This window comes from Xanthomonas sp. D-36-1 (genome assembly GCF_017746155.1).
Lineage (GTDB): Bacteria > Pseudomonadota > Gammaproteobacteria > Xanthomonadales > Xanthomonadaceae > Xanthomonas > Xanthomonas cissicola.
This window is the reverse complement of record NZ_JAGHWR010000022.1, coordinates 43,239-55,810: the sequence shown is the minus strand read 5'-3', so window position 1 is coordinate 55,810 and position 12,572 is coordinate 43,239. Positions and strand designations below refer to the sequence as shown.

Annotated in this window: 8 protein-coding genes and 1 pseudogene; 3 read left to right on the top strand and 6 right to left on the bottom strand. The window is 66.2% G+C overall.

Annotated elements, in window-relative coordinates; genetic code table 11:
* Positions 1-16: 16 nt before the first annotated feature.
* From cysK to J7367_RS07050, 3 genes are all read left to right on the top strand, one after another.
* Positions 17-976: a cysteine synthase A gene (cysK, locus tag J7367_RS07060; protein ID WP_007964534.1), complete on the top strand. Its 960-nt coding sequence runs from the start codon at positions 17-19 to the stop codon at positions 974-976.
* Between the two features lie 298 nt (positions 977-1,274).
* The gene (locus tag J7367_RS07055; RefSeq protein WP_057661174.1) at positions 1,275-1,781 is read left to right on the top strand and encodes an isoprenylcysteine carboxylmethyltransferase family protein; all 507 of its coding nucleotides are present in this window, start codon (positions 1,275-1,277) and stop codon (positions 1,779-1,781) included.
* A 195-nt stretch (positions 1,782-1,976) separates the two neighbouring features.
* Positions 1,977-2,516 (top strand): O-acetyl-ADP-ribose deacetylase, encoded by a 540-nt coding sequence (locus J7367_RS07050; protein WP_057661192.1) that lies wholly within the window; start codon positions 1,977-1,979, stop codon positions 2,514-2,516.
* 212 nt (positions 2,517-2,728) lie between these two features.
* On the opposite strand, the gene J7367_RS07045 is transcribed toward J7367_RS07050, so the two are convergent.
* The 6 genes and pseudogenes from J7367_RS07045 to J7367_RS07020 form a co-directional block, all read right to left on the bottom strand.
* On the bottom strand, positions 2,729-3,733 hold the full coding sequence (locus tag J7367_RS07045; protein ID WP_007964528.1) for a class I fructose-bisphosphate aldolase: 1,005 nt from the start codon (positions 3,731-3,733) through the stop codon (positions 2,729-2,731).
* A gap of 640 nt (positions 3,734-4,373) precedes the next feature.
* Complete coding sequence (gene pyk, locus J7367_RS07040; RefSeq protein ID WP_003487265.1) at positions 4,374-5,840, bottom strand: pyruvate kinase; 1,467 nt, start codon at positions 5,838-5,840, stop codon at positions 4,374-4,376.
* A gap of 258 nt (positions 5,841-6,098) precedes the next feature.
* A complete protein-coding gene (locus J7367_RS07035; protein WP_089142060.1) occupies positions 6,099-6,743 on the bottom strand; it encodes an HAD family hydrolase in 645 nt (214 codons plus the stop codon).
* Complete coding sequence (locus J7367_RS07030; RefSeq protein WP_057661178.1) at positions 6,740-7,915, bottom strand: phosphoglycerate kinase; 1,176 nt, start codon at positions 7,913-7,915, stop codon at positions 6,740-6,742. Before J7367_RS07030 ends, J7367_RS07035 begins: the two co-directional genes overlap by 4 nt.
* A 315-nt stretch (positions 7,916-8,230) precedes the next feature.
* Positions 8,231-9,585: pseudogene (locus J7367_RS07025) on the bottom strand (DUF3999 domain-containing protein).
* The gene (locus J7367_RS07020) at positions 9,582-12,428 is read right to left on the bottom strand and encodes a DUF2339 domain-containing protein (RefSeq protein WP_081027794.1); all 2,847 of its coding nucleotides are present in this window, start codon (positions 12,426-12,428) and stop codon (positions 9,582-9,584) included. Before J7367_RS07020 ends, J7367_RS07025 begins: the two are co-directional and overlap by 4 nt.
* Positions 12,429-12,572 lie beyond the last annotated feature (144 nt).

Genomic DNA, 12,572 nt, shown 5'->3' with positions numbered 1-12,572 from the left:
TTCCGACGGAGACCCCATGGCCCTGTACGACAACATTCTCGACACCATCGGCCGCACCCCGGTGGTCAAGCTCCAACGCCTCGCCCCGGACAACGTGACCTTGTACGTCAAGGTCGAATCGTTCAATCCCGGCGGCTCGGTCAAGGACCGGCTGGCGCTGGCGATCATCCTGGACGCCGAACAGCGCGGCCTGCTCAAGCCCGGCGACACCATCGTCGAAGCCACCTCCGGCAACACCGGCGTGGCACTGGCCATGGTGGCCGCAGCGCGCGGCTACAAGTTCGTCGCCACCATGGTGGAAACCTTCTCCATCGAACGCCGCAAGCTGATGCGTGCCTATGGCGCCAAGGTCATCCTGACCCCGGCTGCCGAGCGCGGCAGCGGCATGGTGCGCAAAGCGAAGGAACTGGCCGAACAGCACGGCTGGTTCCTGGCCAGCCAGTTCGCCAATCCGGCCAACCCGGCCTACCACCGCAACACCACCGCTGCCGAGATCCTGCGCGATTTCGCCGGCCACCGGCTGGACCATTTCGTCACCGGCTGGGGCACCGGCGGCACCCTCACCGGCGTGGGCGAGGTCTTGAGCGTTGCGCGCCCGGAAGTGCGCATCACCGCCACCGAGCCGGCTGGCGCCGCCTTGCTGCAAGGCCAGGACTGGAAGCCGCACAAGATCCAGGGCTGGACCCCGGACTTCGTACCCGAGGTGCTCAACCGCGAGGTCGCCCATGAGGTGCTTAGCGTGGAAGACACCGACGCCATCACCGTAGCGCGGCGCCTGGCCGCCGAAGAAGGCATCTTCACCGGCATTTCCGGCGGCGCCACCGTCGCCACCGCGCTGCGCGTGGCAGAAGGCGCGGTGCCTGGCGCCGTCATCCTGGCGATGCTGCCCGACACTGGCGAGCGCTACTTCTCGACCCCGCTGTTCGCCGACATCAACGAAGGCTCCGACGACGACTGGCTGGCCGGGCTACCCTGATCGGGCGCAGTCGATGACCACACCTGAAGCCGCGCGATACGCGGCTTTTTGGCCACGGCCGAACAGCGTATGTGCGCCGGAAGACGCTGCATAGCGGCGGGCACCTCATGCCAACGATCCCTGACCGCCTCAAGGCGAAAGCGCACGCGGTATTGCCGAAACCAAGGACGTGGCAGCGTACCCGGCACGCCTTGGCGCCGGGCGCAGCATCCGTCCTGTTCCCAGCTACAGACACGCCCGCACTCCCGTCCATGTCAAGGAAACGTTAGGATGGCGGCCGCGATGTAGGGAGAAATGTGTGAGCAACCAGCCGTATGGACACAGCGAGACCCGCGCCGCGCGGGCGCCATGGCTGGTAAAGATGACCTCCCCGGTCCACTTCGCGCTAGCCCTGGGGCTGGGCGCATGGTTGCAAGAGGCGCTGGATCTGCCTCTCACCCCTCCCACGCCACTGGCCTGGATCGAAGTGGCTGGCGGCGGCATCGCCGGTCTCGGCCTGGCGCTGGCGGTGAGCTGCTTCATCCTGTTTGCGCGTCGGCGCACCACCATCATGCCCAGCGGTCATCCCTCGCGCCTGGTGCTGGACGGCCCGTATCGCGTCACCCGCAACCCGATGTACCTGGCCTTGGTGCTGAGCTACGTCGGCCTGTGCCTGCAACTTGGCCTGCTGTGGGCGGTTGTGTTGGTGCCGCTGCCGTGGCTTGCGCTGCAGCGCTATGTCATCCCGTTCGAAGAGGCGCGTCTACGGGCCGAATTCGGCCGCCACTACAACGACTACTGCGCGCGCGTCCGCCGCTGGTTGTAGAGCCGAAATGCATCACCTCGTGCGTGGCGAGCGTTGCTGCCGATCGCTCCGAGAGAGCGCCCAGCTGACGCGGAACGGCATATATTCCACTCCGTCAGACAGTCGCAGCAGATGAGATGAATGGCCGATAGCGTGCAGATCCGCAGCGTGCTCCCCATCACGCGCCCATCATGCAATTCGCATAATTATCGCGCTATGAGAATCGAAGTCTGGCAAGGCGACATCACCGAACTCGACGTTGACGTCATCGTCAACGCCGCCAATGAATCACTGCTGGGCGGTGGTGGTGTCGATGGCGCCATCCACCGTGCCGCCGGCCCGCGCTTGCTGGAAGCCTGCGAGGCACTGCCGCAAGTGCGTCCGGGCGTGCGTTGCCCCACCGGCAAAATCCGCATCACCGACGGGTTCGATCTGAAGGCACGCCACATTTTTCATACCGTTGGCCCGGTGTGGCGCGACGGCAGGCACAACGAGCCCGAACAGCTGGCCAACTGCTATTGGCAATCGCTGAAACTCGCCGAACAGATGATGCTGCACTCGATTGCGTTCCCGGCGATCAGCTGCGGGATTTACGGCTATCCGCTGTATCAGGCGGCCCGCATCGCCGTGACCGAAACGCGCGATTGGCAGCGCTCGCACAAGGTGCCCAAGCACATCGTCTTGGTGGCCTATAACGAGGCGACCTATAAGGCCTACCAGCAGGCGTTGGCGACGCAGGAAACTGCGGCGGCCTGAGATTGGATTGACGTGGGCTGCATGTCGCATCGACCGGCTGGATTGAGCATGTAATTGAGCAAAGGGCGCTGTAAGGCGCCCTTTGCGTTTTTCGCTTGCGTTTTTCGCGCGGCATCGAAGTGAACCTGTGGATGCAGCAAACAAAAACGCCGGCATCGGTGCCGGCGCTTTTGTTCTATCGATGCGGCAGCCTTGCAGCCCTCATCAATCGATCAACCCTTCCACTTGCCCAGCGCGGCCAGGCCGTTTTCCTTGGCGCGCTCGTAGATGACCTGCTGCGCCTTGGCGAAGTTGCCGGTCATGTCCTTGGCCCACAGCTTCAGCGCGGCCTGCTGCATGGCGCGGCCGTAGGAGAAGCTCAGCGGCCAGGGCAGAGTGCCGAGCTGGTGCATCTCGTTGAGATGGGCGGTGGACTGCTCGTCGGTCTGGCCGCCGGACAGGAACACGATGCCCGGCAGGATCGCCGGCACGGTGGACTTCAGGCACATCACGGTGGACTCGGCCACCTCTTCGATGCTGGCCTGCTCTTCGCAACTCTTGCCGGAGATCACCATCGAGGCCTTCAGGATGGTGCCCTCGAGCACGACGTTCTGCTCATACAGCGCACCGAACAGCGAGCGCAGCGTGGCTTCGGTCACTTCGTAGCAGGTTTCGATGTCGTGGCTGCCGTCCATGATCACTTCCGGCTCGACCATCGGCACCAGGCCTTGTTCCTGGCACAGCGCAGCGTAACGCGCCAGCGCATGCGAGTTGGCCTCGATGCAGGTGCCGGACGGGATGTCTTCGCCGATATTGATGACCGCACGCCACTTGGCGAAGCGCGCACCCAGCGTGTAGTACTCCTCCAGACGCGCACGCAGGCCGTCCAGGCCTTCGGTCACCAGTTCGCCCGGCATGCCGGCCAGCGGCTGCGCGCCCTTGTCGACCTTGATGCCCGGGATGATGCCGTGGGCGGTCATGTACTCGGCGAACGGCACGCCATCCTTGGTCTTCTGACGGATGGTCTCGTCGAACAGGATGGCGCCGGAGATGTAGTCGCTCAGCTTGGGCGTGGTCAGCAACAGTTCGCGATAGGCGCGACGGTTCTCTTCGATGTTCTCGATGCCGACGCTGGCAAAACGCTTGGCGATCGTGCTGGTCGATTCGTCGATGGCGATGATGCCCTTACCCGGGGCGACCATCGCCTGGGCGGTTTCGGCAAGCTGTTCGATGCTCATGTAGTTCCTGTGGCAGCTGCGGGGGAGAACGAAAGTATAGCGACGAAAGTCGTACACATTCCTTCACGGAATGCCTGCAACCGATTACACGTGCATGCGTGACAGGATGTGTGCTGCTGCTCGCATCGCGGGAATCGGGAATCGGGAATCGGGAATCGGGAATCGGGAATCGGGAATCGGCAAAGCTGAGCATGGTGCGCGGCGTGGCGCTTGCGATGCTGGGATGCATGGCTGCAGTGACTACGCTGGCGCGTTGATACGGAGCCATGCGTGAGTTAGCTGGGGTTGGCCGCGTTGCTGCTTCGTCTGTCGCCACAAAGCTGCGCCTGCGGCGTGCGTTATATCGTGGACAGCGTCTTGTTCCGCCATCACCAGCACCGTTGCAGCAGCGCGCGTGTGAGGTGGTGGGCATTGAGTACTCGCCGGATCCGGCCGTTGACCAATGATCCGGCGACGATCTGGCGCACCTGGGCGCGACGGGCATGCTCGATACAGCCCGTCGCGCCCAGGTGCGCTCTACGTGTTGCTGGCGCGCGTCCAGCGGCCAGGTCGGCACACAGCACAACGGCGGCCCTGGGGCCGCCGTCGTGTGTCGCGTCTGTTCCGGCTCAGGTCATGCGCCGGATGCGGTCGACAGGCGTTACAGCTCGCCCAGACCGGTGGCGCGGCCGTCTTCGCCCACTTCCAGCAGGCGCAGCGTGTTGGTGGCGCCATGGGTTTCCATGTGCTCGCCACTGGTAAACACCACGCGGTCGCCAGGCCCCATGCGCTCGTTCTCCACCAGCAGACGGATCGCCGCACGTGCGGCCTCGCGCGGGGTCAGGCCGCGGCTGTCGAAGCTGATCGGGAACACGCCACGCATCATCGCCATCTGGCGGCGTGCGCCATCGTGACGGGTGAAGGCGTAGATCGGCATATTGGAGCGGAAGCGCGACAGGAAGCGCGGCGTGCCCCCGGATTCGGTCAACGCCACCACGCCGCCAAGGCCGATGTGCTCGGACAGGAACATGGTCGCCATCGCAATCGCCTGGTCGGCGCGCTGCAGATTGCGTTGTGCCGCTTCGAAGTCGGTATCGAACTCGAACTGGTGTTCGGCCCCCAGACAGATGCGCGCCATCGCTTCCACCGCACGCACCGGATAGGCGCCAGCGGCGGTCTCGGCCGAGAGCATCACCGCGTCGGTGCCGTCGATGACCGCGTTGGCCACGTCCAGCACTTCGGCGCGGGTGGGGATCGGGCTTTCGACCATCGACTGCAGCATCTGCGTGGCGGTGATCACCACCTTGTTCTGCGCCAGCGATTCGCGAATGATCTTCTTCTGCAGGCCCGGCAATTCGGCGTCGCCGATTTCAACGCCCAGGTCGCCACGCGCCACCATCACCACATCGGAGGCTTCGACGATCTCGACCAGGTTTTCGATCGCCTCGGTGCGCTCGATCTTGGACACCAGTTGCGCATCGCAGCCATGCTGCTGGGCGATCTGACGTGCGTCGTGCATGTCCTGCGCATTGCGACAGAACGACACCGCGATGAAGTCCACGCCGATCTTGGCGACGATGCCGATCAGTTCCTTGTCGCGTTCGGTCAGTGCGCCCAGCGACAGACCACCGCCCTGCTTGTTGAGGCCCTTGCGGTCGGACAGCACGCCATCGTTCAACACCTTGGTGACGATGCGCGCGCCCTGCACATCGGTGACCTGCAACTGCATCAGGCCATCGTCGAGCAGCAGCACGTCGCCGGCGGTCACGTCCTGCGGCAGACCCAGATAGCTGACGCCAACCTGAGTCTGGTCGCCAGCCGGCGCGTTGGCATCGGCCACCAGGTCGAAGCGATCGCCCATGGTCAGCTTGATCTTGCCTTCGGCAAAACGTTCGATACGGATCTTCGGGCCCGGCAAGTCGGCCAGGATGCCGACTTCGGCACCGACGCGGGCCGCAGCGGCACGCACTTCGGCGGCGCGCTTGGCCTGGCCGGAGGGGTCGCCATGGCTGAAGTTGAGGCGCACCACGTTGACGCCCGCCTTGAACAGCGTATCCAGCACACCGGGCGCATCCGTTGCCGGTCCGAGGGTGGCGAGGATCTTGGTGCGGCGTTGACGTTCTTTCATGATGGCCTCCCTGTAAAAGCCGCGAAACTTAACACACACGTCACGTACCGAGGATGGCATTGCGGCATAGCCTTCCTCCGATTCCGGCATGTCCTACAGACAGTGCGGGACAGTACGTACGCCTGCGCCCGCGCTGCCGTGAGCAACGCGAACGGTCGCCACCCTAACCCGGCAGCGGTGAAGAGTGTTCTGCGCGCTGCGAGCCGCGTTCGCAGGCGCGTCGACCAAGCGAACGCAACGGCCGACGCGCACTGCCCATCACTGAAGCACTGCCGCGAGTTCAGCCGGCGTGCGTGCCAACGCACCGGCGCCGGCGGCGCGCAGTTCGCCCTCGTCGCCGAAGCCCCACAACACGCCGATGCTGTGGATGCCGTGGTGATTGGCGCCATCGATATCCATGCGCCGGTCGCCGATCATCACGCAGCCGGTCTTGTCGATCTGCAAACGGCGCAGCGCTTCGGCAATGAGGTCCGGCTTGAAGCGACGTTCGCCGTCTTCGCTGGCACCGATCACCTCCTCGAAGCACGCGCCGAAGGGCAGATGCTCGACGATGCGCCGCGCATAGCGCTCATTCTTCGAGGTCACCACGGCCAGACGATGACCGGCGCGCTGCAGGCCGGTGACAACCTCGCCAATGCCGTCGAACACGCTGAGTTCGGTCCAGCCCACCGCGTCGTAGCGTGCGCGGTAGAGCCCGAGCGCGCGCTGCACCAACTCCGGGTCGTCCGGAAAACACTCGGTGAAGCTGTCGCGCAACGGCGGGCCGATCCAGGCGCGCAAGGTCTGCGCCGACGGACGCGGCTGGCCGAGTTCGTCGAAGGCATGCACGATGCTGGCAACGATGCCTGGCTCTGAATCGACCAGCGTGCCGTCCAGATCGAAAAACAGCGTGGCTGCACTCACTGGCCGCGGGCCTGGAGTGCGGCCACCGCCGGCAAGGTCTTGCCTTCCAGAAACTCCAGGAACGCACCGCCGCCCGTGGAAATGTAGGTGACGTCCTGGGCGATGTCGTATTTGTCCACTGCGGCCAGGGTGTCGCCACCGCCAGCGATCGAGAACGCCTTGGAACTGGCGATCGCGCGCGCCAGCGTTTCGGTGCCGTGGCTGAAGGACTCGAACTCGAACACGCCCACCGGACCGTTCCACACCACGGTACCGGCACTGGCGATCAGTTCGGCGTAGCGCTGCGCGGTTTGCGGGCCGATATCCAGGATCAGATCGTCCGCATCGACCGCCTCCAGCGACTTCACGCTGGCTTGCGCATCGGGCAGGAACTGCTTGGCAACGACCACATCGGTCGGCAGCGGAATCTCGGCGCCACGCGCCTTGGCATCGGTCACGATCTGGTTGGCGGTCGGGATCAAATCCGGCTCGTTCAACGACTTGCCCACGGCATGCCCGGCCGCGGCGATGAAGGTGTTGGCGATGCCGCCGCCAACGATCAGCTGGTCGACCTTGTTGACCAGGTTGGACAGCAGCTCCAGCTTGGTGGACACCTTGCTGCCGGCAACGATGGCCAGCAAGGGCTTGGCCGGGTTGTCCAGCGCCTTGGCCAGGGCGTCGAGTTCGGCCATCAACAGCGGGCCGCCTGCTGCGACCGGCGCGAAACGGATCACGCCGTGCGTGGAGGCCTGCGCACGGTGCGCGGTGCCGAAGGCATCCATCACGAACACGTCGCACAACGCGGCGTACTTGCGCGCCAGCGTCTCATCGTCCTTGCCCTCGCCGACATTCATGCGGCAGTTTTCCAGCAGCACCACCTGGCCCGGCGCGACCTCCACGCCATCGACCCAGTCGCGCACCAGCGGCACGTCCACGCCCAGCAATGCGGCCAGACGCGTGGCAACCGGCGCCAGCGAATCTTCCTCGGTCCAGCTGCCTTCCTTGGGGCGGCCCAGGTGCGAGGTCACCATGACGGCCGCACCCTTTTCCAGCGCCAGCTTGATGGTGGGCACCGAGGCGGTGATGCGCTGTTCGGAGGTGATCTGGCCGTTGTCGATCGGCACGTTGAGATCCTGGCGGATCAACACGCGCTTGCCGGAGAGATCGAGGTCGGTCATGCGGACAATGGACATGGGCTCAGCTCGTTCGGTCTAGGGAGGGGGAATGGGAATGGTCATGCAGAAGCACCCAGCAGACGCGCCGGTGCAAACAGGTGAGCGCTTTGCCTCAGCGGCAACCGGCTGTGGATCGCCATGGCGATGTCGTTGCGCCAGCGGGCGGATCGCGTGGCGCCCGTTGCCCACCATGCGCGAGGCCGCCAAGGCGGTTGGCGAGGAGCGGAATGCTTGGTCGAACACGACGGGCAAGACGGCTGCCTTGGTCACGGGGGACGCCCATTGTCCGACCTTCGCGCCGCAGCGGCAAACCGCCGTGCGAAGCGGGCGCAGTCAGCCGTTGCGATTGGCCGATGCACTCCGCAACAGGCTCACCGCGAAACCGCCTACCAACAAGGCGCCACCGACCAACAGACCCCACAGCAGCCAACGCTTCCAGTCGCGCGGCGTGGCGGCCGGCTGCAGCGCGGCCTCGCCCGCCAGCGGCTGTGCCTGCGAGCCAGACGGGCCTGCGCCGGTTGCCACTGTGCGCCGCGTTCGCGCCGCAGTGCCTGCAGCATTGCGCCCAATGGTGCGTCGGTGCGCTGCGCACGCGCACTGCCGGCCACCAGCGCATACGGCGGCTGGCCCTGGGCAAGAAACATCAGCCGCTCCGGCTGGTACCCGACGCGCAGCATCGGCACGGCGCTGCTGTGCCCCTGCGCGGCGACCAACCGCCATTGGCGATCGCGCACGGGCGCAGACAGCAGTTGCGGCGGCGACGCGGCAGTCGCGCCCTGGCCCAGTCGATACGCCAACCATGGGCCGGCACGCTGCAGCCACGGCGCATCGTCGGTATCGCGACTTGCCACGATCCACTCGACCGCCTCGGCGTGATTGCCGCCGACATCCAGTTGGCCGATCGGAAAACGACCGGGCAAGGCATACACCAGCGCTGCATCTTTTGCGGTGCCTGGCAAGTCCAGCCACTGTGGCGGCGTGGACATGGCGATGCCATCCAGCTCCGCCTCGACCACGTGTAATGCCGGCAGCTCGCCCGATGCAATGACCAGGCGCAAGTAACGCGCACCATCGTCCAGGGCGATACGACGCTGCTGCAGTCGCTGCGCCTGATTGTCCAGCGCCATGACCGTGGCGTTGGAGGCGAGCACGCGCCAGTCGCGCAGATCGTCGCTGCCTTCCACACGCACCTGGGCCTGCACCGGCGTGTCGCCCTCCCAATCCAGCAATAGGGCACGCGGGCGATCGCGCAGCGCGCTGGCATCGATCAACCAGCTGACACCATGGCCCGCGGCGACAGCCCCGGTCGCAAAACGGCCTTCCAGGCGGCGCACCGCACCACTGGCATCGCGCTCGGCAATCAACTGCAGGTCGCCACTGGCCGGCGCCGCACCAGCCGGCAGCGCAAACAGGGGCAGGCGCTGACGGCGTACCGCAGCGGCCGGCGCTGCATCCATCGGCAGCCAGGCGGTGGGCAGCTCTTGTCCATGCGCGTCGATCGCCGTGACATCGCGCAGCGCCGCGTCGTGCGCGGTGCGATACACCGCCGCATTCAAGGTCACCTGATAGAGGCCGGCATCCGAGCCGGTGACCTGCAACGGCCACTGCTGGCGGTAGTCCTGCCGCACATCGCGGGCCTGCGCCAGCATCGGCACCATCAGCAGCAGCGCCCATCGCATCGCTTTCATTCCCGATCCTTTTCGACGCCGTTCTCTTGGAGAGCATGACCTTCGGTCGCAACCGCACGCGGCGGTGCCGGCGCCAGATAGCCCACCACGGTGCACAACAGACCATAGGCCATGAACGAGCCGATGCCGAGTAAGTTGCCCAGATGCTGGCGGTCGACCAACACCAACTTCGCCAGGACCAGCCCCATCAGCAATGCGCCACCCAGCCACAGCCCGCGTTGCCCACGGCGCGAGCCGATCACCCAGCCCAGCACGCCCAGCACGCTCCAGACGATGGTGAGGCTGGTCTGCGACAAGGTGGTGCCGATCAGCGCGGAATCCCATGGCACGCCGCCCCAGTGATGCACGCTGTGCAAGGTACTGCCGGTGATCAACGCCCAACCCAGCACACCCAGCGCGGTCACCCGCCAATGCTGCAGCGATGTCGGCGCAGGTGCCGACCAGGCCCAGCGCACAAGCAGGGCAAGAACCGCCAATTGCGCCAGCTCGGCGGGGTTGAGCACCGGCAGCCAGGGCAACGGTGCAGCGCTCACCGGGTCCAGCAACGCGAGCAGCCAGCCGAGTCCCAACACCGCAAACACGCAACTCAGCAACGCGTTGCGTGCAGGATCGAAGGCGGTTGCCTGCGGCCAGGCCAGCCACGGCCAGCGCAACAGCCCCAGCGTCGCCACCAGCAACCACGGCGCCGCCAGCAGGGCGCAACGCCAGCCATTGGCCAACAAGAACGCATCGGCCAGCCAGGCCGCGCCCAACGAGATGACCAACGGCCACAGCAGCCACCAGATGAACTGCGCCGCCATCGCGCCAGTGCCTTGCTGCGTGCGCAAGCACCACAGCGCACGCGCGCCCGCCACTGCAAACGCACCCCATGCCAGTGCGCCCCAGTGCGCGAATGGCTGGGTGTGCGCTGCGCCTTGCCACAGCGCCAACGGCGCAGCCAGCGCCAGACCAGACATCACCGTCCACACCAGCGCCGCTGCACGACGGCGCCGATGCACTTCGGCCGCCAAGCATAGACTGAGTGCGACCAAGCCCAGCAGCAGATCCGGTTCGCTGCGCAGATCGGCAAAACGCAGGATCTCGTGCACGCCGCACAGCGTCCACCAACCCAGTCCCCACAGATATGCCAGCAGCGCACGCCGCCGATGTCCTGCATCGCGCAGGAACCACGCACTGGCCCAGCCGGCCAGCGCCAGCAGCAAGGTGCTCATGCAGGTTGCGTTGGCCACCGCGACCGCGTCGTGGCGCCAGGCATCCACACCGAACGCGACACCCACCGCCGCAAACAACTGCAGCGCGACACCGCTGACCTGCGGGATCCGCCGTTGTTGGCGCAGCCCCAGCCACAGCAAGCCGACGCCTTCCAGCGCAAAGACGCTTGCAGTGGCACGTGCCGACAACGCCAGCGGCACGGCCAGGGTCGCGAACCCGACCGCCAGCATCGCGTGCGCCTGGCCCAGCAAGCGCGTGGGTGCGCGGCGCAGCAGCCAACTGCCCAGGCCCGCATACAACGCTGCCACCGCCACCGCGCACAGCGCCAGTGGCAGCCGATCGCCCTCAAGCAGGCGCGCCTGTAACGCGAAGGCCACCAGCGGCGTTCCGAACAACAGGCTGCCATCGATGAGCCTGCCGGCACTGCCGTCACCGCGGCGCGCATGCAGGACCGGAATCGCCACGTACATGGCGAAGAACAGCAACAGGAACGGCTCGGTCGTGGCGAATTTTGCCGGGGAGTACTGCAGCGCACCCCACACGGTGCCGATGCCGAAGGTGAAAGCAAACCCCAGCAGGTTCAGCACGCGCCACGGGCGTGTCCATGCAATCGCCACGATGCCGGCGTTGAGTACGGCGTAGTACGAGAACAGCGCGACATGGTTGCCGCTGCCGGTAGACAACCAGATGGGCGCAAGAAAACCGGCCAGCACGCCCAGCACCGCCAACGTGCGCGAATCCTGCAGCACCGCCAGCACGCACATACCTGCGATCAGCACCACGCTGATGCCAAGCGCCGTTCCGGCATCGAGCAAGCCGTACAACTTGAAGGCCGCGAACACCGTCAACAACAGGCCACCGATGGCGCCGCCCTGCAACGCCAACGCAAACCCCGGCCGCTGCGCGCGCTGCGTCCAACCGAAGATCAGACCGGCCAATGCCAGAACGCTGATGCCGGCCAAGCGCAACTCGATCGGCATGCGCATCCAGCCCTGATCGCTGGCGTACTTCAATAGCGACGCCACGCCGGCCAACAACACCAGCATGCCGACCTTGACCGGCACATTGCCCTCGGTGAACCAACGCTTCAAGGCGCTGGCCATGCGCGCGATGGCGCTGGGCGCGGCCGGAAGCCGAGGCGGTTGCGGTTGTGCGGATTGCGGTTGCGCCGGCCGGGCGCGCGTCGCCTGCGCTTGCGCGCTGGGACGTTCCGACGTCGCGATTGCACTGCCCGCTATCGCATCTGCAGGTGCAGGCGCCGGCAATGGCGGCGGCACCGCCGAGGCAGACACATCAACCGCCTGGTGATCCGCAGCCGGCGCATGCGAGCCAACGTCCTGGCCCGCTGCAACGGACGTGCGGTACCCAGGTAGATCGCTGTCGGCGACGGCGCCCGGACCAGCGCCCACACCGGACGCCACGTCCGGTTGCTCCCACGCCCTGCCCTGCGCGTCCGCGGGTGCTTGCGCCGGCGCATCCGCACGTTCGGCACCACTGCTCTGCCACTGCGCAAGCCGCTGCTCCAGCGCCGCCACCCGTCGCCGCAGCCCGGCAATCCACACCAGCGCGATCACCACACCCACCGGCACGGTGAGCAGCACCAGGGCCACCAACACGATTATCGTTTCCAACGCAGCAATCCCCTAGCCGGCGTCCAGCCGAATGCGCGCACCATACAGCCTCGGGCTGCGGCTGGGCAGACAGCCTCTCGCTCAGACGATGGATGGAGCATCGGAAAGCTGCAGTCGCATGCGTGCGTGCGCGCATCCCTCACA

Bases quoted from the DNA above. Each gene is read 5' to 3' on its own strand.
- cysK (WP_007964534.1), top strand. From the start codon at position 17: ATGGCCCTGTACGACAACATTCTCGACACCATCGGCCGCACCCCGGTG.
- J7367_RS07050 (WP_057661192.1), top strand. From the start codon at position 1,977: ATGAGAATCGAAGTCTGGCAAGGCGACATCACCGAACTCGACGTTGAC.
- J7367_RS07045 (WP_007964528.1), bottom strand. From the start codon at position 3,733: ATGAGCATCGAACAGCTTGCCGAAACCGCCCAGGCGATGGTCGCCCCG.
- pyk (WP_003487265.1), bottom strand. From the start codon at position 5,840: ATGAAAGAACGTCAACGCCGCACCAAGATCCTCGCCACCCTCGGACCG.
- J7367_RS07030 (WP_057661178.1), bottom strand. From the start codon at position 7,915: ATGTCCATTGTCCGCATGACCGACCTCGATCTCTCCGGCAAGCGCGTG.